This window comes from Flintibacter sp. (genome assembly GCF_046973065.1).
The window spans coordinates 74,573-93,817 of sequence record NZ_JBKVXZ010000003.1; the positions used below are offsets into that span (position 1 = coordinate 74,573).

Below are 19,245 nucleotides of genomic sequence, written 5' to 3' on the forward strand. Positions count from 1 at the left end.
TGCTTCGAGTTTCTGCTGTGCATAAGGGCTGTCCTTGCATTTGTTGTAAGTCTCCAGAGCCATTTCACCCCGCAGCACGCCGTTAGAGGAACTAAACTTGGATGTATCACACTGATTAAGATGATTTTAAATCTCCAATGATAATTGTGTTTTTAGGTAAGAAACCCACCATCAGTACCGCTCTGAATAATCCCGGCGGCAGCCAGGGCCTCGATGGCCGGGGCATACCAGTCGCTAGGGTTGACATCATTGGAGGTGGTTCTTATTATCACTTATGATCCGCTATGGGAAACCCTGCGGCGCAAGGACATTTCAACTTATGCGCTCATTACAAAATATTCGTTCAGCCGTGGGACGCTGGACTCTCTCAAACAAAACCGCAATATCTCCACCGCTACCCTGAATGATTTGTGCAATATCCTGTCCTGTAAGGTGGAGGAGGTCCTGGTCCACATCCCGGACGAAACATGAAAAGACGCTTTTCCAGCACGATTTCCCGTGCCGAAAAGGTGTCTTTTTGCATCAAGGTATAAGTTTTGGACAGCAAAAAATGACAGAGTTCAGCCTGCTCTGCTGTCAGCATATTGCGCTCTTTCATGGGCTGTCAACCCCTTTTTCGACTTTTGTGGGGATAATTTTATCACATCTTCCGGGATTTCAAAAGCACTTTTTCAGCCGGTGTTGAACTTCTCCTGAAATACGCAAAAGGCGGAGGGGTGGCGTTTGCGCCGCTCCTCCGCTGGGTCATAGTCATGTAAAGATCAGTTCTGCGTGGATGATCTCGGTCACACGGTCCCGGATATTGTTCATGCGTCCTACCCATTCCATCTGATGCGCCGCTTTGAGTTGTTCTGTCACCCCCTCGCGCTCCGCCATCTGTTCTACCAACTGAGAAAACAGTTCCTCCGCCTGCCGGTCCATGTCCGCAAGGTGTGCGTCCAGTTTCCCGCTGAGAAGCAGGCCGTGTAGAGCGGTTCCCGGTGTTCCTGCAGATACCGCCTGCGCCGCTGGCCCCAGATACCGACAGGCTATTTTTCTTCAGCCGGTACATCCAGGCAGGGGAGATAATGATCGCCAACCAGTTCGTACCACAAGTCGTTATTCTCGTCATAAATGTATTTATCCATAATGAAATCCTCCGTTGTCATATATTCGCACATACATCGCAGTTTTCCGGTTACCACACTTTCTTATATCCTGTTGCCCTTGTTTTTGCCCTTATGAGCAGCCAGGGCGGGAGCAAAACTGTGTGAAACCGAATAAAGGGATAAGGAGGGCACATTGCAAAAATTCCTTTGTTTTCAAGACTTTCAGAGGATTGCATTACTTTGCCATAGTCAGCGATAATCTCTCATGTTATTGCGGCATCCAAATTCCAATTTAGCAGTCATTTTTGCAGTGTGCTCCGACTCACACCAAATCTTGATGTAGACGTATTGAGGCTTTCTGCTCCAGTGAGACTGTGTTTTACCGCAATGATTTTTACTTCTGAACTCACGCAATTTATTACTGGCATAAAATACCCCGCATCTGCGTAGTTGCAGATTATTCCTCTCCGCTTGCCTACTTTATGAGCAGCATATCAAACTTCTCATAGAAAAAATTGCGGTCAATCCGACCGGGGATCGTAATACACCCGGTCTGATTCAATTCTTCATTCATCTTTTTGATGAGCTTGTATGCGTAGGGCCTGGGGACTCCCAATTCAAAGGTGACCTTATCCACTCGCATAAAAATCTGTCCTGCCGCAGGAGAAATACTTTCCGCTCCTTGTCGTAATCGTTTGCTTTTCGTAGTTTTGCTTTGCCGCTCTATCTTCCAGACTCTAACAGGCAACCCTTTCCGGCGCTGTGCCGTTGTCTTTTCTTCTGGGCAGGTTCTTATCATCGCCTACTTCCACGGAGAAAGTATGCCGGACGGTAGGACGAGAGCCCAAGAACTCTGGCGTTCTCTGTGTGCGTGACGAGAACAGGCTGCCAGACTGAAAGCGGGCGTATGACCGCTGACGCTACCACTACCCGGAGTACGACACCGCCTGTATCTAGGCAAAGGTTATCCTGCAGGGATTGAACGATATGCCGGCCGAGAAACTGAAAAAGAACAAACAAAAAAGGTCTAATCAACTTACAAAAATTGGTTAGATCTTTTTCTGTAAATAAGTTTTTCAACGCACATGTAAACCGCTTGCAACTTGGCTGTAAATCAGCAAGTACGGCTTTGACAAGTGCTATCAATCTACTGTCAGACAGGGAATAGATTAATCCTGTTTAGCCACTTTTCTGGCTGTAAAGCTGGGGAAAATGGCATCAGGATAATTATGAGTACAGATACTTCCTGTCCCAGAGGCCGCTCGACATCTTGGGTCAAATCCATCACTGTATGGCGAAATCGTCCAACGACACGATGGGGAGAGACTGCCTGCCATCTTTTGCCTGTCCAAAGGTCTCACACTGAAAGACAGCGGACCAGTGCGCATAGCTTTCCAGAATTGTGGAAACCTAACCCCAGCCAAATGGAAGGGGTGATGTGCTTGTTCAAGCACGAAAAACAGTTGTTTCACCCGGTAGAGGTGGAGCGGCCTAATCCGTAGTACGCAACGCTGCTGCAGGAACAGCTTGGCGGCGGAAACGGAGAGCTGAAGCCGCTATGCAGTATATGTCTCAGAGCTTTCGCATCAAAAACCCGAAGATCAAAGATTTGTTCATGGATATCGCGGCAAAGGAACGGAGCCACATGGAGATGGCGGCGCAGGCCATCAACTTGCTCAATGGTCATGGTGTGAAGGCCGACAAGGTCCAGGTAGGCGAGATCGAAACACACGTTCTGCTGGGCTTGAATCCCGGCCTTATCAACGCCTCCGGCTATTCCTGGACGGCAGACTATGTCACTGTGACGGGTGACCTCTGCGCAGATCTGCTGAGCAATATTGCGTCTGAGCAGCGGGCCAAGGTGGTGTGCGAATATCTCTACCGCCAGATTGAGGACAAAAAGTGCGGGAGACCGTCGATTTCCTGCTCAACCGGGAGGAAGCCTACAATCAGATGTTCCGGGACACTTTTAACGAGGTGCAGGACAGCGGTTCCAACCGGGACTTCGGCACGACCAAAGCGGCAAAAATGTATTTCTCTCTCCAACCGCGGCCCCAACGCCTTCGCGGGAAACGAAGTGACCGCACCCAAGTTTGCAAAATAATGAAGTCCCCATTGATGAAAGCCCCTGAGGCTCGGACATCAATGGGGACTTTCCACATTTCCGCAGTTGGCAGGAGTTTCAAGCCCTTTTGTGCGAGCAGTCTTTCTTCGCTGACAGACTGCAGATGTTTTCGGCTCCCTGCCTGTACTCGTTACAAAAATGATATGTATCACCACCACTCTGAGCGCCGTCTGGGAGCTGCATTTTATTTGCTATTGTTTTTGCCGTCTCAATCAGGAAAATCCCAGACCCGGTGCAGGAAAGCACCATACACGCTGTCGAACAGCAGGCTGCACAATGGCTCGTGACTTGGCAGCGTTTTGGTGAGCTGGTTTTCGTCAAGGATTTTTACACAGTCCACATGAAAAAAGTCCCCGTTTTGGTAATTCCGGACAAAGTGGATAGCCAGCATCGCACTCAGCTCCTCTGTAGCGGAAAGTGCCAGCTCGTCTACCTCGGCCTGTCTGGAAGAAAAGAGCAGGGAGACCGCCTGCAGCACTACCTGTTTGTTGAGAGCGGACAAGATACAGAACCGGCGGCCATCCGGGTGGCTGCAGTCCGTATAGCAAAAGATTTTCTGGCCTAAGGGAAAGCCGCGATAATTTCCGTTTGCGAGGGTCAAAACAATGCGGAAAAGTTCGGAGGATATGCGGACAACGGCCTTTTTCAAGGCAACCGCTGCGTCATTTGAACAGTCAATCCGGGGAATCTCCTTCCCGATGACGCTGTCGATTTCAATGGTGTGATAGGTGAGCCAGGCCATCATGATGCCTAACAGATGTTTGATGGACTGGGGAGAATAGTCGCTGGCAATAATGTCTTGCTCAAAAAGGAGGAGGTTTTCTTTGATGGCGTCGTGCTGCGCTTTGTGCAGCTCATAATTGGCAAAGTGAATGGAGCGCATATACGCCTCTTCGTCGGAGAAATGGCGGGAAGCGTGGTCCACAAAGAATTTGATGGCCTCTTTACAAAGACGTTTATTCCGCTCGTAATCGTCTTTCATCAAGATGTCTTTTACGCGATCCATGGTCTTAAACAAGGCGCGGTGCTGTGCGTCCAGATGCGGTACGCCGATGTAGTATTCTTCTTCCAAAAGCATGGTGGACCTCCCGGTGTTCCTTTAAGTAAATTATATTATATTTTTTCGGCATAAATTCCAAAAACATAAGTATTGGAATTAAAAAACCTAGTAAAATAAATCCAAAAAAGTGATGCTGCACCGCTGTGAAAAAGGCTCGTGCACCAACCGGGGGCTCTGCAAAAACGGGGGGAGTGCTGCAATAAGGAATTTAGGGAAATTGAGCAAATAAAGGGGGAATTTGAGTAATAAATTCTTCTTGTGTTTTAAATCGGCATTGGTTATAATGTTCCATGGAGAAAACTGTCATGGCTCGTGTCAGGCATAGAAGATCGGGCGGTACGCAGGGAATGCCTGCGGGGAATGGAAAACAGTCAGGTTTCAGGAGGAACATATGGATTTTTTGTCAAGCAACTCTTTCCTGATGATGGAGAAGTCCATGATGTTTTTGTGGACAAAGCAGGCTGCGATTTTGGACAACATCGCCAATGCGGAAACGCCTGGATACAAGGCGAAGATCGTGACCTTTGAGGAGACGCTGAAGGCCAGGCTGGAGGAGGCCCGGCATTCCCCTGCGCCGAAAAGCGCGGTGGAGGCGGTGCTGAACGGTTCAGACGCTGCGGTGGTGGAACAGATGGTGTCCACCCGTATGGATGAAAACGGCGTCAATGTGACAGAGCAGAGCGCGGAGATGATTCGTAACGCCTACCAGCTCCAGTATGTGATGAGCGCGATGAACAGCGATCTGTCCACACTTCGGACGGCGATTCAAGGTTGAGTGAAGCTGGCGCGGAATCGATTGCGGCAGGAAAGGAAGCGGAAGCGATATGGCATTTTTGAGTTCCATGAACATTGTGGCCTCCGGAATGACGGCACAGCAGCTGCGGCTGGATGTGGTGGCGGAAAATGTGACGAATTCCACCACGACCAGAACGGAGGCCGGCGGCCCATACCGCCGGAAAATGGTGGTGTTTCGGTCTGTGGCCGGACGAGACGACTTCCGGATGGCCATGGCCAGAGCTGCCGGCGGCCTGGCGCCGAACGCCGGCGCTTCTGCCGCTGGCGGCGTCCGGGTTACGCAGATCGTGGAGGATCCCTCCCCGATGAAGCTGGTCTATGACCCCGCGCATCCGGATGCCAATGAGGACGGGTATGTGGAGATGCCGAATGTCGATATGGTGAAGGAGATGACCGACGCAATGGCGGCCACACAGGCGTATTCCGCCAATGTGACTGCGTTCAACACCTTGAAAAGCGTGGTGGCGAAGGGTCTGGAAATCGGCAGGTAAGATTGAGAGAGGGAGAGTGGCTATGATTTCACCCATTGAGCGGTTGACTCCGATTACGGGCAGCGTACAGGAGCCGGGCTTGGCGGCGGAGAATCCCAGCATGTTCGGCTTGGTTTTTCAGTCGGCGATTGACCATGTAAAAGAGACTGACGCAGAGAAGGTGGAGGCGGAATATCTGCTGGCTACAGGGCAGCTGGACAATCCGGCCTCTTTAATGATTGCCTCATCAAAAAGTGAGCTGGCGGTGAGCCTGTTGGTGCAGCTGCGGAACAGGGCGTTGGACGCCTACTCCGAGTTGACGCGGATCAGCCTATAATTATAAAGAACAAAATTGGGCCAAAAGGAGGTCACCCTCCTTTTCGTGGTTGTGAAACAACCATGAAAGATATTTGTCCAAACGACATGAGGCAGGAAAACGGGGTGTCGGTGGTTGACTGAGAAGCTGAAAGCGCTTTGGGCAAAGCTCAAGGAGCGTTTAAAAAAAATATCCAAGAAGGTTTACATTTTTGCCGGCGTTGCACTGGTGGCTCTGGCGGCCGTTGTGGTCCTTGTGCTTTATAACAAGCCCTATGAGGTGTTGGTTACTGGCGTCAGCTCGGGAGAGGCGTCCTCGATCCTGAGCTATCTGGACAGCCTGGGTGTCACAGATTACAAGGTGGAAAACAATGATACAATTCTGGTGCCCAGAGGGCAGGAGGCGGCTCTAAAAGGGCGTATTTTGATGGCGGGCTATCCGCAGACCGGATATGCCTATTCTACATATTACGACCATGTGGGCTCGCTTTCCACAGAAGCGGAACGGAACAATGCGTATTTGATGTTCCTCCAGGAGAGTATGAGCAACACCATCCGGACTTTTGAAAATGTAAAGGACGCCACGGTTTATATTTCTCCGGGTGAGGACCATGGCTATGTACTGGATAGCGGCAATGTGGTGGAAGCTTCGGCAACTGTGACCGTGACGATGGACGGCGCGGCAAAGCTGAGCGGGGAGCAGGCTGCGGCCATTCGCAATCTGGTTTCCCACGCTGTTCAGGGGCTGGAAATTGATTCGGTGGCCATCAGCGACACGCTTGGAAATACATACAGCGCGGACGCATCTGCCGAAGCCGGAAATGATTCCGCCCTGAAGCTTCAGCTGGAGGAAGAATATGAAAATAAAATCCGCACAGAGGTTTTGCAGGCGCTGATGCCGTTCTTTGGCGAGGACCATGTGCGGGTCAGCGTCAGCTGCGTAGTGGATATCAGCCGGCGGACGGTAAATTCCAGAGATGTGCAGATGCCGGAATGGGCGCAGGACGGCGGCACCGATGGCAAGGGAATTATCGGAAGTCAGATTTATGAATATTACGTGGGGCGCCCGGATGATGGCACTGCGGGCGGACTGGTGGGTTCTGAAACCAACAGCGACCTGCCGGAATATGTGGAGGGTTTGGCAGACCCGGATGGTACGGAGACGACGATCACAGGCAGCGGTCAGACGGACTATGACAACTCCTTTACAGAGACGGAGGCCCTGTATACAGCGGGCTATCTGACGGATTGCACAGTGGCAATCAGCATTGACTCCGATACGGCGGGCGCGGTGGATCTTGACAATATCCGTCAGCATGCGGCGCGGGCCGCCGGTATTGTGGGAGTCGTTGACGAGACAACCGGTGAGGAATATCTTGCCGATAAAATATCCGTGCTATCCATGGACTTCTATGATTCCCAGGCCGTGCGGCTTCCGGACAGCCGGACGGTTCCTCTGTGGGTGCTGCTGGCGGCGTCTGCCGGATTGCTGCTGTTCCTCCTGCTGCTGGTCATTATCCTGCTGATTCGCAGAAGGCGCAGAAAGAAAGTGGATGAGAGGAAGAAACAGGAGCTGGACGATATGCTGGTGGCTGCCGGGTTTGTGCCGGACGTCGCGGCGCCTGCTGGCGCGGACGTCATGAGTTTGCAGACAGAGAAGAGCATGGAGCTTCGGAAGGACATCCGGCAATTTGCCAATGATAACCCGGAGATTGCCGCCCAGATGGTGCGAGGCTGGCTGAGGGGAGGCGAGATGAATGGCTGAAACCATTCCGGCGGAGGCAGCCCCTGGAGCCGCCGCCAAGGAGAGCAAGGGGAAGCATAAAGCGCCCAAAATGGAATTGAGCGGTGCCCAGAAGGCGGCAGCTGTCATTGTCGCGCTGGGCGCGGAAAAGGCATCCCTCCTCTACAAGTATATGGAGCCGGACGATGTGGAACAAATCACTCTTGAGGTTGCCCGTCTTGGCTATCTGGATTCTAAGGCGACAGAAGACGTCTTGACAGAGTTCTATCAGATGTGCATGACCAACAAGGCTGTGACAGAGGGTGGGCTGGAGTATGCCAGGACGGTCCTTGAGAAGGCGTACGGAGAACAGGCGGCGGAGGACCTTTTGAACAAGGTGACAAAGTCGCTGAAAAACCGTGAGTTTGCTTTTATGAACAAGGCAGATGTAAAATCGCTGTACTCTGCTTTACAGAACGAGCGGCCACAGACCATCGCCCTGGTTTTGTCCTACGTGGATGCGGACAAGGCGGCGGGCGTGATTGCACAGCTGGAAGAACATAAGCAGATTCAGGTGGTGGAGGGCATCGCGAAAATCGAGAGCGTTTCCCCCACGGCAATCAAGATTGTCGAGGCCGAGATGAGCAAGAAATTCTCCAGCATTGTGACCAGCACAAACGTCAAGGTGGGCGGCATCGACTATGTGGCTGATGTCATGAATAATTTGGACCGGACCAGCGAGAAAAATATTTTTGACGGCCTTTCAGAGCACGACCGGGATTTGGCGGATGAAATCCGGAAGAGAATGTTTGTGTTTGAGGACATCATCACGATGGATGACCGCTCTGTCCAGCGCTTTGTGCGGGACTGCGATCCCCGGGATCTGGTCTTGTCGCTCAAGGCATCCAACAGCGAGGTGGCCAACAAACTCTTCAGCAATATGTCCACGCGGATGGCGCAGAGCATCCGGGACGATCTGGAGATTACGACCAATGTCCGCATGAAAGATGTGGAAGAGGCGCAGCAGCGAATCGTTGGAATTATCCGGGGACTGGAGGAAAAAGGAGAAATTATTATTCTGAAGGGCGGAAAGGACGATATCATTGCTTAATATATGGAAGCGTTCGTCCCACCCTAAGGCTGAGACATATCTGTTTCCAGATACGGAAGAGCTGGAGTCCAAGGAACTGGAGACTGCGGAGGCAGAGGAACCTCTGCCTCCGATGGAGGAGCCTGAGCAGAGCCGCGCTGAGGAGCCGCCCGCCAGCACGGCATCTCTGCAATACGCACAGGTTCAGGCGGATCAAATGCTGCTTGAAGCCAGGCGGCAGGCGGAGAAAATCCTGGAGGATGCCCGGCAGGAGGCGCAAAGACGCGCGGAGATGCTGTACGAAGACGCCCGCAGAAGCGGCTGGGAAACCGGACACGCAGAGGGAGTCAGCCAGGGTTCTGCCCAGGCGCTGGAGGAAAACCGGCATGTCTGCGAGGAGAAAATGAAAACGCTGTCTGGGGAGGTGGCGCGGTTTCTTGAGCGGGCCAACGCGGCGCTGGACCGGCAGATGGATGAAAATATCGGTGAGCTCAGAGAACTGGCGATTGCCGTTGCGGAGAAGGTCATTGCCATCAGTCTGAGAAGCAGTTCCGAGGTGATAGGCCGCATGATTCAGGCAGCGGTGGATAAGCGTAAGCGTAGGGAATGGGTGCGGATCTATATTGCGGAATGTGACGCAAAGCGGATGGCGCGGCTTTCGCCCGCACTGACGGCCGCACTGGCTTCCTTGTCCAGTCAGGTGCGGATTATGCCCATGGCAGATGACGAGTCCGGCACCTGCATCATTGAGATGCCGGATGAAATTATTGATGCCAGCGCGGCAACGCAGATCCACAATATCCGCTCTATGCTGGCTGATATTCCGGCAGACGAGACAGAGAGTCCGCCCAACCCGGAGGAAAGGAGTCCAGGACATGTTCCGACAGATGATCCGCCAGGTCTATCATGCGGAAACCTACAGCCTGACGGGAAAGATTGAAAATATCGTTGGGATGTCCATTGAGGCCTCCGGCGGCCAAGCAGCGGTGGGCGATATCTGCAGAATCTACAACAGCATATCGGGCAGGCAGGTGACTGCAGAGGTCGTGGGGTTTAAAAACAACCATGTTTTGCTGATGCCATACTCCGATATGAACGGGATCTCCGCCGGAAGCTTTGTCCGCAATACTGGCAAACAGCTCTCTCTGCAGGTGGGCGAGTTTCTGCGCGGCCGTATCATCAACGCGCTGGGACAACCGCTGGATGGGAAGGGAGCCTTTGAAAACGGCGTTTCCTACTGTACAGGCGGAAGCTATGTCAACCCTTTGCAGAGGCCGCCCATTCGGGAGCGGATGGAGTTTGGCATCAAAGCCATTGACAGTATGCTCACTATTGGAAAAGGACAGCGCATCGGAATCTTTGCCGGTTCCGGCGTTGGCAAGAGCACTCTGATGGGGATGATTGCCAAAAATGTGAAGGCGGATATCAACGTGATAGCTCTGGTCGGTGAGCGGGGGCGGGAGGTTCTCGAGTTTGTGCAGAAAGACCTGGGGGAAGAGGGGATGCGCCGTTCTGTATTGGTAGTGGCAACATCAGACCAACCTGCTATGCTTCGTATGAAGTGCCCCAGCGTGGCGACGGGGATCGCTGAGTACTTTCGGGATCAGGGGTATGACGTGCTTTTGATGATGGATTCGCTGACCCGTTTTGCCATGGCGCAGAGGGAGATCGGACTGGCTGTGGGCGAACCGCCCGTAGCCAGAGGCTACACGCCCTCCATTTATGCGGAACTACCGAAGCTGCTGGAGCGCAGTGGGAATTTCGACAAAGGCTCCATTACAGGTGTATATACGGTTTTGGTGGAGGGAGACGATACGAACGAGCCTATTGCGGACACAGTGCGCGGTATTTTGGATGGGCATATCGTACTTTCCCGCGCACTTGCCAACAGTAATCATTATCCGGCGATTGATGTGAGCGCCAGTATTTCTCGTCTCATGACGGAAATTGTCTCCGATGAGCACCGGAATTTGGCCTCCCGAATTCGGGATATTTTAAGCATCTATGAAAAAAATGCGGATCTGGTTGCTATCGGCGCCTATAAAGCGGGGAGCAATCGAAAACTGGATTTCGCACTGTCCAAGATCGATGCGGTCAACGGCTTCTTGACCCAGGGAGTCGATGAGTCTTTTAGCTACGAGGCGTGTATCTGCCAAATGAGGGAAATTTTGAAGTAAGCATCAGAAAAGAGGGGGCTGCCTGTGAAAAAATTCCAGTTTTCCCTGGAGAAGGTGCTCTCCTATAAACAACAAAAGCAGGAGGCGCTTCGAAGCGAGCACGCAGAGATTCTGGCTCTGGTGCGCGCGCAGGAGGCCTTGGTAGAGTCTCGCTGGGAACGGTACCGGGAATACAGCGTGGAATACCGTGAGCGATGCGGGCGTGGTCTGCCGATGACAGAGGTCCTGGTTTATCAAAGCGGACTGAGGGCAATGGAGCGGGAAATTCAGAGCGAGACAATGCGGCTGGAGCAGTTGAGAGAGCGCGCGGAGTCCAAGCGGAAAGAGGTTGTTGCGGCGAAGCAGGAGACCACTGCCATTGAGAAAGTGAGAGAAAAAAAGGCACGGGATTACCAAAAGGCTCTGGAAAAAAGTGAAGAGGCATTTATTGAGGAATTTGTCAGTACAAGCCGAGTGAGAGCGGCAGCCAATTAGGACCCTGATGATGTCCGAACCGGCAGAAATCCTGCCGTTTGGAAATAGAAAGAAGAAGTGGGAAGGAGGTGAATAGAAATGGATCAGATCAGCGTGTTGAGTATGGCGCAGGCCGTAACAGAGAAACGGCAGAATCCCCCCGCTGCAGAAAACAGCCAGACACAGAGCAGCTTTCGAGAGATGCTTGCGGACAGGCGGAAGGCGCTGGATAAAGGCGGAGAGGAGGCTTTCCCCACTGAAAAACCGGAAGAGGAGAATCACGGAGAGTCCACGGTGAGCCGAACCGATTCCGATATGGAGCGGATGCTCTGGGCGGCCTTCATGCTGATGCCGGCGTCTCCGGAAAAGCAGATGCCAACACCGGAGAATGTGCAGAGTCAGGGGAGCGAGCCCCTGCTCATTTTGTCGGAAACCGGGACATCTGGAGTCCAGAATGAGCTGCAAAAGCCACAGGTATCGGCATCTGACGCGGCGGCAGCCGTGGAGACAGCCCAACCGCAGGAGCAGCCGCTTATGCGCGCACAGGAACTGGAACGGCCTGCGGAAGTGGCGGACACCAGCGCTGGGCCAGAACAACTCCGGAATGCAGATGTGGAGATCAAACGGGCCGACGAGCCTGAGCAGAAGCCGGCATATTTTGCAGAGACTCCGGTCTTTCAGGAGGTCTCCGACATTCCAATCAAAGTCGGTGAGACTGAGACGGTGGAACAGCCAGGCGAGGCGAGGCCGCTGGAAATTCAGCTGGGCGAGAAGCTGACGCAGGTCCTGAAACAAGGAGAAAGCAAGGTGGAACTCCAGCTGGAGCCGAGAAATCTCGGCCGTGTTCAGGTAGAGATGACCTGGGATCAGGAGGGAACGCTGCGCGTTTCCATGTATGCGGAGAACAGCCGCACCCGGACCCTGCTGGAGCAGGACCTGGCGGGACTGCGGTCTGTTTTAAGCCAGAATACCCAGCAGGAAGTCCGTGTGGAAGTATCCCGGCAGCAAGAGAGCCAGCAGCAGAACTTTTACGATGGCGGGAGCGGCGGGCAGAATGGCCGCCAGCAGCAAGAGCAGCACCAAGGCCGGCAGCAGAATGGGCAGGATTTTCTGCATCAGCTGCGGCTGGGACTCGTTTCCCTGGACGGAGAAATTTTTTCATGGAAAGGAAGTGAGCTTATATGAGTTATATGGCTGATATTGGAAGCTATTTGGCGGCGGGATCGGTCAATCAAATGCCCAAGGGTCTGAAGGTGGAGACGCAGGAAGACAAGATGGGCCTGGATATGACAGATTTCCTGACCCTGATGGTGACAGAACTGAAAAACCAAAGCATTGACCAGACGGCCGATACCTCCGACATGCTGAACCAACTGGTGCAGATGCAGATGGTGCAGGCGTTGGTAAACATGACGGACGCCTCTGTGATGTCCTATGCGGCGTCTCTGGTGGGCAAGGAAGTTACCGTGGCCCAGTACGATGCCGATGGCAACCTGCAGGAGGTCGTGGGCGTGGTCACGGGGACCGGTACTTATGATGGCAACCAGGTGGTTTTTGTGGGTGACAAGTATTACCTGTTGAGCGAGATCCTGGCGGTAGGCACCCTGCCGAAACCTGAGACAGACCCTGGCGAAGGCGAAACGGAGGGCGACGGGAGTCAAGACGGCGGAGAGAATGGAACAGATGCTGCTCCTGAAGTGTAAGGAGGACCCGTGATGATTGAACGGATATCCGGCCAGCGGCAGCCTCAGCAGGCGGTACAGCACCGGCTGGCAGCGGCTGGCGGCTTTGAAGCTGCGTTTCAGCGGGAGCTGAGCAGGCAGGCCGCAGATGGCGTTGCGTTTTCCAAACACGCGATTTCCAGAGCGGAGGAGCGGGGCATCGAAATCACGCCCAGTCTGCTTGACCAGTTGAAGGGCAGTATGGTACGGGCCCAGGCAAAGGGGGCCACCAACATCCTGGCGATGGACACGGAAAAGGCATTCATTATCAATGTGCCAAGTGCCAAAGTGATCACAGCCATCACGCAGGACGAAATGAAGGATAGCGTATTCACCAACATAGACGGCGCCGTGTTCCTGTAACGTATTACAGATGGCAGGACCGGTTTTCGGAGGCCTTCGCACCCAGTCCGATTGACGGGGCGCGGGCGGCGCCAAAATCGAAAGGAGACTAAGCGAAAACATGACTGGAGCAATGTACGCGGCGATTGCGGGTATGAAAACCCACATGAACAAGCTGAGCGTAATCGGAAACAATATCGCAAACGTGAACACCAACGGCTATAAAACCCAGCGCACGGTATTTCGGGATGCGCTGTATACCATGTATAGCAGTGGGTCCGATGGTACCGCCACGGTGGGCGGCAAAAATCCCGCCCAGATCGGATACGGCTCCCAGGTGGCGAGCATTGACCTGAATATGACCACCAGCAACTTTGCCCCGGGCAATCCGATGGACTGTATGCTCTATGGAGATGGATTCTTTCTGGTAGGAGATAAAGACGTGGCCAATGTGATTGACCCCTCCAACCCCTCCAGCTTTAAAAGCCTGACCCTGACCAGGGTGGGCGATTTCCAGTTTGGCCCGGATGGATACTTGGTGGACGGCAATGGAAGCACTGTCTACGGCTTTTTGACAGTGGGCACAGACCTGGATGGCAAACCGATTGTCAGTGACCAGCTGGTGCCGATTCGCCTGCCCAGGGTCGAGAAGGTAGCGGTAAATACGGATACGGGTGAAATTCTTGAGAATTTCGACCCCGATAATCCCCCTGCTGACGTTAAGTGGGAGTATAGGACCGTTGTCCGCTATCCTGTGGTGGCCAAGGATGACCAAGGAGTACCTGTCAGCGGCAGTGATCTTCTGGATGAGAATGTGACATCCAGCCGTTTGGAGGATTATTGGCCTGTGGATGACACTGGGGATAAGGTGGGGGACACGAACCCCCTGGCCTTTGCCCAGATTGACAGCATCACCATCGACAGAGCATCCGGACAGATTACCGCTACATTGAAGGATACGGATGAACAAATCAGCATCGGTTTTCTGGCGGTGGGCAATGTGACAAATCCCAACGGAGTGAGCCACGCAGGAGAGTCCTACTACAACTGCGGCGCCGGCGCAGGTGATTTGCAGGTTTCCATGCTGGGCGGCATCGGCGGCACGCTGAAAACTGTGGGCGGCGGCACGCTGGAGCATGTGAACGGCAGTCTGGCCCCTGATGACGCGAACGGAGATCCGGTGGATTTGAGCGATAAGGCCATAATTGGCAGCGCAGGCACCACAAAGCTGTACACCGGCGGCCTGGAGACCTCCAATGTAGATCTGGCGACGGAGATCTCGGAGATGATCACGACCCAGCGCGGCTATCAGGCCAATACACGAATTGTCACAGTGACGGACAGTATGCTGGAAGAGCTGGTAAACATGAAGCGATAATTTTTACATTCCGGGGAGAAATGGCGCCCGCCGGGGCGCTCCGGGGCGTCCCGGCGGGAAATTGGAGAGGTGACTGCGCATGATCGTTTTGACAAAGAGAAGCAAGGAACAGTTTGTGGTGAATCATCTGCAGATTGAGAGCATCGAGAGCATTCCAGAGGTAAAGATCACCATGATGAACCACGACTTTTTTTTGGTGCGGGAAACCGTGGAGGAGATCATTCAAAAAATAGCTGAGTACAATGCCAAAGTCCAGGATATCCACCGGGAAATCACGGTAACGGACCGGCGTTGAAACAGATAGATCAAAATCCGAAGCCGGGCACCGCCGTCCGGTGAAAGGGAGAGCTTCGTTATGAATCTGAACTATATCATTGGCGTGGTGGGAGCCCTGGCTGTCTGCCTGTTCGGTATGATTACCAAAATCAATTTGGGAGAGAGGCCGCCGGTCAGCGTAACACCGCAAAACTTGCTGAACTTCGTGGACCCGGCCAGCATCCTCATCACCATCGGATGCACCATCTTCGTTGTGGTGGCCAGCTTCCCAGGGAAGATGCTCAGGGAGATTCCAAAGCATATCAAGATTATTCTCGGCACAAAGAGATTCGATCCCATTACATATATCGACCAGTTGGTGGAGCTGGCCCAGATTGCCAGAAAGAACGGACTGCTGTCCTTGGAGGAGAAGGCCAATGAACAGCCTGATCCTTTTTTCAAGCAGGCGATCATGATGATCGTGGACGCCTATGACCCGGATAAGGTGCGCAGCATCCTGGAAAACGACATTGAGTGCATGTCCGCACGGCATGATGACGCGGCCGCCATGTACGACAAGGCATCTTCTGTGGCGCCCGCCTTCGGTATGGTGGGCACCTTGGTGGGCTTAATCAATATGCTTAAGGAAATGAACCTCGAGGAAGGAAACACCAATATCGGTTCTGACATGGGCACAGCTCTGATCACCACGCTCTACGGCTGCATTCTGGCCCATATGTTTTTTGGACCGATTGCCACGCAGCTGCGCAACCGGGACGAGGAAGAGGTGCTGTGCAAGATGATTATTGTGGAAGGTGTCATGTCCATTCAGGCGGGTGAGAATCCCAAGTTTCTGAGAGAGCGGCTGCTGACCTATATGGAACAGATGCAGCGCGAGCTTGCCAACGGCGAGAGCGGCGAAGGCGGGAAAAAATCCAGGAAGAAGGCCAAAAAGGCAGATAAGTAAATGGCCAAGGGACTGACAGGGAGAGAAGGAAGGCAGCCTTGAAAAATCTAAAAGGAAAAAAGAATCGGGGCGGAGGAGCCAACTGGATGGATACCTATGGCGATATGGTGACGCTTTTGCTCTGCTTTTTTGTGCTCCTCTACTCCATGTCCACCATCAGCGAAGAAAATTGGAAGGCGCTTGTGATGAGCTTTAATCCATTGGCAACGGAGACATTGACTGCTACTCCTGGAGGAGACGGACCGAACGCAGACGCCGACGAGGCAGGTGGACCTGTGGATCTCCAGGAGCAAATTGACGAGGATATCGAGGAGTTTTATCAGGAGCTGACGGCATTTATCGCACAGGCTGGGGAAGAGAGCAATATCTCCGTTACAAAGGACGGCGGTAAAATTTATATCTCCTTCAACCAAGTGGTATTCTTTGACGGTGACAGCCCCGTTTTGAAAGAGGAGGCAAAACCAATCCTAGATACAGTGAGCGGGATGCTCAGCAATGCGGCGGAGTCCATTGATGAAGTTCGGGTGCTGGGGCATACGGCGCAGGCAAGTCCGAAGCGGCCCAATAACGTGGCAACAGACCGCACCTTGGCAAGTCAGCGGGCCGCCAATGTGGTGATTTATGTCCAGGAGCACAGTTCACTTGACCCGGCGCGGCTGGTCAGCGAGGGAATTGGCCAGTGGCGGCCTGTGGCCACCAATGATACTGTCGAGGGACGGGCGCAGAACCGCCGAGTGGAAATGATCGTAAGCGGCCGAAACCTGGAGCAGGAGCTGCAGGGCGGCATTTTGCAGTACACAACCGAATGAGCTGCGAGAGCGGGTGCCAGAGGCTTCATATTGCCATGCGTCGTGTGGAGCTGCATCCGATTGAAGAGTGTGGGAAGGGATTTCATGGCAGAAGTATTATCACAAAGTCAAATAGATGCTCTGCTGAATGCGGTTCGCAGCGGCGAAAAGGATTTAAATGAACCTGCGGAGGAACAGCAGGAGAAGAAATACCGGAAATATGATTTCAGCAGTCCGAGGAAATTTACCAAGGACCGGATTAAGATGCTCAACGGCATTTTTGAAAACTATGCCCGTATCATTAATTCCCGGCTGAACGCGAGGCTGCGCTTTAACGGCGAGATCACCGTGGAGAGTATTGAGGAGCAGCGGTACTATGAATTCTCCAACGCTCTGACGGAAGGCGATGTCCTGGCGCTTGTAAACGCATCTGTGAAGGGGAAGGAAGAGGACACGCCGGTGATGTTCTATCTCTCTACTTCCACTGCGTTGAGTATGATGGACCGGCTGCTGGGCGGCGACGGAGCGGTTGATGAGGCATCGACCACCGAGTATAGCTACACGGATTTGGAGCTGCGGCTGTATGAAGACTTGGTGAACGACATGGTGTCCGTTATGGGGAGCAGCTGGGAGAATTATATACCCATTCAGTTTTCCTACAGCAAAACAGACGTCAATCCCACGCTGAGCCAGATTATCGGGCTGGATGAAATTGTCATCATTGTGGATATGAAGATGCAGTTCAGCGATGCGTCCGGACGGATGAGCATCTGCCTGCCGGGAGAGATGCTGAGCAATATTTTTGCGGAAATCAGCAAGGAAAATCCCATCCGCAAGGCGGCGGCAGAGGACAAGTCGGAAGAGATCTTTGACAGCCTGCGGGACTCCACTCTGGAAATTGTGTCCACATTGGGGCAGGCACAGCTTTCCCTGCGTGATATCTATCATTTGAACGTTGGGGATGTGATTGACCTGGGACGGTCCAAGCAATCCTCCGTCTACCTGGACATCGGCGGCTACCACTGGTTTACGGGCAAAATGGGAACGCACAAAAAAAATATGGCAGTCAGGATAGATGAGGTATGCTATCAGGCTGAACAAAGGAGCGAAGAGGCAATATGAAGAAGGAACTGTTTAGCCCGATGGAAATTGATGCCATCGGGGAAATGATGAACATCAGCCTTGGCTCCTCGGCTACAGCGGTTTCCAATCTGCTGGATCAAAGAGTGGACATCACAACGCCGGAGGTCACTGTGGTGGAGGTGGAGGATTTTTCCATTGGAAATCTGGAACCGGCCATGGGCGTGGAGATCAAGTATGTGGAGGGTCTGGAGGGCAGCAATATCATGCTGCTGCGCCGCAGTGACATCAAGGTAATTGTTGATATCCTCATGGGAGGCGAAACTCCGGAGGAGGAGTTTGAGCTCAATGATCTGACTATTAGCGCGGTCTGTGAGGTCATGAACCAGATGATGGGCGCCGCTTCCACAGCGATGTCGGATTTCCTGGGCTTTCCGGTTAATATTTCCACGCCGATCCCCTTTGAGCTGAAAAACCTGCAGGAATTTAAGGAGAACCATCTTCCGCAAGGGGCCAAGACCATTGTGGTGGTCCGCTTTTCTCTGAAAATCGAAAAAGCGCTGGAGAGTGAGTTCATGAATGTCATGAGTGTCTCTCTGGCCAAGGAATTATTAGCGGGTCTGGGCCTGGAAGAGGAGGATGACTGTCCGGCCCCTGCAGAGCCCTCGATGGCCTCTGGCGGCGGGAAGCAGCTGAGTCAGGAAGAGATTGAAAAACTTCTGGCGGCGGAGCGGAGCGGGAAAGAAGCGCCGTCCGCTCAGGAGATGCCTTCCGGTTCCAGCGGTGGAAAACAGCTGAGCCAGGAGGAGATTGAAAAGATGATGGCAGGGAGTTGGGGGGAGGCCCCGGCGGAACCCTTGCAGCAGCCGCCATCCGCCTCTTCGGAACCGGCAGATCAGTTGACGCAGACCAAGCCCGCGGCTTCAGAGCCGGCGATGCAGACACCGGCCCCCGTACAAAGCGGGAACCCGTCCGGAGGGACCATGGGCGGCTATCCCCCATATTACCCGTATCCACCCTACCCGTATCCTCTCCCGGCTCAAGTGGGGGCCATGCCTCCCGAACCGAAGGTGATCAACACAATGCCTGTCGATATGCCGGAAATGGATGCGCAGGAGGTGCTTGGGAAGGAGCAGGCGGAAAATCTGGACCTGATCATGGAGGTCCCGCTGCAGATTACCGTGGAAATCGGGCGGACTCAGAGAAAGGTGCAGGAAATCCTGGGCTTTTCCAAAGGGTCTCTTGTTGTGCTGGATAAGCTGGCAGGAGACCAGGTGGATTTGTTTGTGAACGGAAAGTGCATCGCAAAGGGAGACGTGGTTGTTATTGATGATAACTTTGGAATCCGTATTACGGAGATTGTCAAAAAGCCCGGTCTGATGGACAGCATTAAGAAGTAATTAACATGCGCGGAAACG

Annotated in this window: 22 protein-coding genes and 1 pseudogene; 19 read left to right on the top strand and 4 right to left on the bottom strand. The window is 53.3% G+C overall.

Annotated elements, in window-relative coordinates; all coding sequences use genetic code 11:
- Nucleotides 1–152 precede the first annotated feature (152 nt).
- Nucleotides 153–272 carry an S-layer homology domain-containing protein gene (locus ACLTXB_RS02060; RefSeq protein ID WP_428226081.1) on the bottom strand — a complete coding sequence of 40 codons (120 nt, stop codon included), beginning with the start codon at nucleotides 270–272 and terminating at the stop codon, nucleotides 153–155.
- Here ACLTXB_RS02060 and ACLTXB_RS02065 point away from each other — a divergent pair.
- Nucleotides 241–471 carry a helix-turn-helix domain-containing protein gene (locus tag ACLTXB_RS02065; protein WP_428226082.1) on the top strand — a complete coding sequence of 77 codons (231 nt, stop codon included), beginning with the start codon at nucleotides 241–243 and terminating at the stop codon, nucleotides 469–471. The genes ACLTXB_RS02060 and ACLTXB_RS02065 overlap by 32 nt on opposite strands.
- A 279-nt stretch (nucleotides 472–750) precedes the next feature.
- Here the strand turns inward: ACLTXB_RS02065 and ACLTXB_RS02070 are convergent, their stop codons facing one another.
- Both ACLTXB_RS02070 and ACLTXB_RS02075 read right to left on the bottom strand, forming a co-directional pair.
- On the bottom strand, nucleotides 751–921 hold the full coding sequence (locus tag ACLTXB_RS02070; RefSeq protein ID WP_428226083.1) for a TnpV protein: 171 nt from the start codon (nucleotides 919–921) through the stop codon (nucleotides 751–753).
- A gap of 642 nt (nucleotides 922–1,563) precedes the next feature.
- Nucleotides 1,564–1,731 carry a DNA-binding protein gene (locus tag ACLTXB_RS02075; protein ID WP_337601223.1) on the bottom strand — a complete coding sequence of 56 codons (168 nt, stop codon included), beginning with the start codon at nucleotides 1,729–1,731 and terminating at the stop codon, nucleotides 1,564–1,566.
- A gap of 799 nt (nucleotides 1,732–2,530) precedes the next feature.
- Between ACLTXB_RS02075 and ACLTXB_RS02080 the strand changes: the two are divergent.
- Nucleotides 2,531–3,192 (top strand): annotated as a pseudogene (locus ACLTXB_RS02080) (manganese catalase family protein).
- Nucleotides 3,193–3,421: 229 nt separating this feature from the next.
- Here ACLTXB_RS02080 and ACLTXB_RS02085 read toward each other — a convergent pair.
- A complete protein-coding gene (locus tag ACLTXB_RS02085) occupies nucleotides 3,422–4,285 on the bottom strand; it encodes a bacteriohemerythrin (RefSeq protein WP_428226084.1) in 864 nt (287 codons plus the stop codon).
- Nucleotides 4,286–4,664: 379 nt separating this feature from the next.
- Between ACLTXB_RS02085 and flgB the strand changes: the two genes are divergently transcribed.
- The 17 genes from flgB to fliN all read left to right on the top strand — a co-directional run bounded on the left by flgB (nucleotide 4,665) and on the right by fliN (nucleotide 19,227).
- Nucleotides 4,665–5,048: a flagellar basal body rod protein FlgB gene (gene flgB, locus ACLTXB_RS02090; RefSeq protein WP_317335770.1), complete on the top strand. Its 384-nt coding sequence runs from the start codon at nucleotides 4,665–4,667 to the stop codon at nucleotides 5,046–5,048.
- A gap of 49 nt (nucleotides 5,049–5,097) precedes the next feature.
- A complete protein-coding gene (gene flgC, locus ACLTXB_RS02095) occupies nucleotides 5,098–5,559 on the top strand; it encodes a flagellar basal body rod protein FlgC (protein WP_317335773.1) in 462 nt (153 codons plus the stop codon).
- Between the two features lie 22 nt (nucleotides 5,560–5,581).
- Nucleotides 5,582–5,875, top strand: coding sequence for a flagellar hook-basal body complex protein FliE (locus tag ACLTXB_RS02100; RefSeq protein ID WP_317335775.1), 294 nt, complete (start codon nucleotides 5,582–5,584; stop codon nucleotides 5,873–5,875).
- A gap of 114 nt (nucleotides 5,876–5,989) precedes the next feature.
- Nucleotides 5,990–7,618 (top strand): flagellar M-ring protein FliF C-terminal domain-containing protein, encoded by a 1,629-nt coding sequence (locus ACLTXB_RS02105; RefSeq protein WP_317335777.1) that lies wholly within the window; start codon nucleotides 5,990–5,992, stop codon nucleotides 7,616–7,618.
- Nucleotides 7,611–8,687, top strand: coding sequence for a flagellar motor switch protein FliG (gene fliG, locus ACLTXB_RS02110; RefSeq protein WP_410763650.1), 1,077 nt, complete (start codon nucleotides 7,611–7,613; stop codon nucleotides 8,685–8,687). The genes ACLTXB_RS02105 and fliG overlap by 8 nt, the downstream gene beginning before the upstream one ends.
- 196 nt (nucleotides 8,688–8,883) lie before the next feature.
- On the top strand, nucleotides 8,884–9,606 hold the full coding sequence (locus ACLTXB_RS02115; protein ID WP_317335779.1) for a FliH/SctL family protein: 723 nt from the start codon (nucleotides 8,884–8,886) through the stop codon (nucleotides 9,604–9,606).
- A complete protein-coding gene (gene fliI, locus ACLTXB_RS02120) occupies nucleotides 9,542–10,843 on the top strand; it encodes a flagellar protein export ATPase FliI (protein WP_337601170.1) in 1,302 nt (433 codons plus the stop codon). Before ACLTXB_RS02115 ends, fliI begins: the two co-directional genes overlap by 65 nt.
- A gap of 24 nt (nucleotides 10,844–10,867) precedes the next feature.
- Complete coding sequence (fliJ, locus tag ACLTXB_RS02125; protein WP_317335781.1) at nucleotides 10,868–11,317, top strand: flagellar export protein FliJ; 450 nt, start codon at nucleotides 10,868–10,870, stop codon at nucleotides 11,315–11,317.
- A gap of 78 nt (nucleotides 11,318–11,395) precedes the next feature.
- Nucleotides 11,396–12,481, top strand: coding sequence for a flagellar hook-length control protein FliK (locus tag ACLTXB_RS02130; protein WP_317335783.1), 1,086 nt, complete (start codon nucleotides 11,396–11,398; stop codon nucleotides 12,479–12,481).
- On the top strand, nucleotides 12,478–12,999 hold the full coding sequence (locus ACLTXB_RS02135) for a flagellar hook capping FlgD N-terminal domain-containing protein (RefSeq protein WP_317335785.1): 522 nt from the start codon (nucleotides 12,478–12,480) through the stop codon (nucleotides 12,997–12,999). Before ACLTXB_RS02130 ends, ACLTXB_RS02135 begins: the two co-directional genes overlap by 4 nt.
- 12 nt (nucleotides 13,000–13,011) lie before the next feature.
- Entirely contained in the window at nucleotides 13,012–13,380 is a 369-nt protein-coding gene (locus ACLTXB_RS02140) for a TIGR02530 family flagellar biosynthesis protein (RefSeq protein WP_317335787.1), read from the top strand.
- Between the two features lie 100 nt (nucleotides 13,381–13,480).
- Nucleotides 13,481–14,737, top strand: a complete 1,257-nt coding sequence (locus tag ACLTXB_RS02145) for a flagellar hook-basal body complex protein (protein ID WP_317335789.1) — start codon at nucleotides 13,481–13,483, stop codon at nucleotides 14,735–14,737.
- Nucleotides 14,738–14,816: 79 nt separating this feature from the next.
- Nucleotides 14,817–15,032, top strand: a complete 216-nt coding sequence (locus tag ACLTXB_RS02150; RefSeq protein ID WP_317335791.1) for a flagellar FlbD family protein — start codon at nucleotides 14,817–14,819, stop codon at nucleotides 15,030–15,032.
- A gap of 60 nt (nucleotides 15,033–15,092) precedes the next feature.
- Nucleotides 15,093–15,959 carry a motility protein A gene (locus tag ACLTXB_RS02155; RefSeq protein ID WP_412260081.1) on the top strand — a complete coding sequence of 289 codons (867 nt, stop codon included), beginning with the start codon at nucleotides 15,093–15,095 and terminating at the stop codon, nucleotides 15,957–15,959.
- 38 nt (nucleotides 15,960–15,997) lie between these two features.
- On the top strand, nucleotides 15,998–16,768 hold the full coding sequence (locus tag ACLTXB_RS02160) for an OmpA/MotB family protein (protein ID WP_317335795.1): 771 nt from the start codon (nucleotides 15,998–16,000) through the stop codon (nucleotides 16,766–16,768).
- An 84-nt stretch (nucleotides 16,769–16,852) separates the two neighbouring features.
- Nucleotides 16,853–17,869 (top strand): flagellar motor switch protein FliM, encoded by a 1,017-nt coding sequence (fliM, locus tag ACLTXB_RS02165; protein ID WP_317335797.1) that lies wholly within the window; start codon nucleotides 16,853–16,855, stop codon nucleotides 17,867–17,869.
- Complete coding sequence (fliN, locus tag ACLTXB_RS02170; protein ID WP_412260086.1) at nucleotides 17,866–19,227, top strand: flagellar motor switch protein FliN; 1,362 nt, start codon at nucleotides 17,866–17,868, stop codon at nucleotides 19,225–19,227. The genes fliM and fliN overlap by 4 nt, the downstream gene beginning before the upstream one ends.
- The last annotated feature ends 18 nt before the right edge of the window (nucleotides 19,228–19,245 follow it).

What these genes read in the sequence shown, in the direction of transcription:
- ACLTXB_RS02140 (WP_317335787.1), top strand. Translation starts at nt 13,012, where the DNA reads ATGATTGAACGGATATCCGGCCAGCGGCAGCCTCAGCAGGCGGTACAG.
- ACLTXB_RS02115 (WP_317335779.1), top strand. Translation starts at nt 8,884, where the DNA reads ATGCTGCTTGAAGCCAGGCGGCAGGCGGAGAAAATCCTGGAGGATGCC.
- ACLTXB_RS02155 (WP_412260081.1), top strand. Translation starts at nt 15,093, where the DNA reads ATGAATCTGAACTATATCATTGGCGTGGTGGGAGCCCTGGCTGTCTGC.
- fliG (WP_410763650.1), top strand. Translation starts at nt 7,611, where the DNA reads ATGGCTGAAACCATTCCGGCGGAGGCAGCCCCTGGAGCCGCCGCCAAG.
- ACLTXB_RS02070 (WP_428226083.1), bottom strand. Translation starts at nt 921, where the DNA reads ATGGACCGGCAGGCGGAGGAACTGTTTTCTCAGTTGGTAGAACAGATG.
- ACLTXB_RS02100 (WP_317335775.1), top strand. Translation starts at nt 5,582, where the DNA reads ATGATTTCACCCATTGAGCGGTTGACTCCGATTACGGGCAGCGTACAG.
- flgC (WP_317335773.1), top strand. Translation starts at nt 5,098, where the DNA reads ATGGCATTTTTGAGTTCCATGAACATTGTGGCCTCCGGAATGACGGCA.
- fliI (WP_337601170.1), top strand. Translation starts at nt 9,542, where the DNA reads ATGTTCCGACAGATGATCCGCCAGGTCTATCATGCGGAAACCTACAGC.
- flgB (WP_317335770.1), top strand. Translation starts at nt 4,665, where the DNA reads ATGGATTTTTTGTCAAGCAACTCTTTCCTGATGATGGAGAAGTCCATG.
- ACLTXB_RS02135 (WP_317335785.1), top strand. Translation starts at nt 12,478, where the DNA reads ATGAGTTATATGGCTGATATTGGAAGCTATTTGGCGGCGGGATCGGTC.
- ACLTXB_RS02150 (WP_317335791.1), top strand. Translation starts at nt 14,817, where the DNA reads ATGATCGTTTTGACAAAGAGAAGCAAGGAACAGTTTGTGGTGAATCAT.
- ACLTXB_RS02145 (WP_317335789.1), top strand. Translation starts at nt 13,481, where the DNA reads ATGACTGGAGCAATGTACGCGGCGATTGCGGGTATGAAAACCCACATG.
- ACLTXB_RS02130 (WP_317335783.1), top strand. Translation starts at nt 11,396, where the DNA reads ATGGATCAGATCAGCGTGTTGAGTATGGCGCAGGCCGTAACAGAGAAA.
- fliM (WP_317335797.1), top strand. Translation starts at nt 16,853, where the DNA reads ATGGCAGAAGTATTATCACAAAGTCAAATAGATGCTCTGCTGAATGCG.
- fliN (WP_412260086.1), top strand. Translation starts at nt 17,866, where the DNA reads ATGAAGAAGGAACTGTTTAGCCCGATGGAAATTGATGCCATCGGGGAA.
- ACLTXB_RS02075 (WP_337601223.1), bottom strand. Translation starts at nt 1,731, where the DNA reads ATGCGAGTGGATAAGGTCACCTTTGAATTGGGAGTCCCCAGGCCCTAC.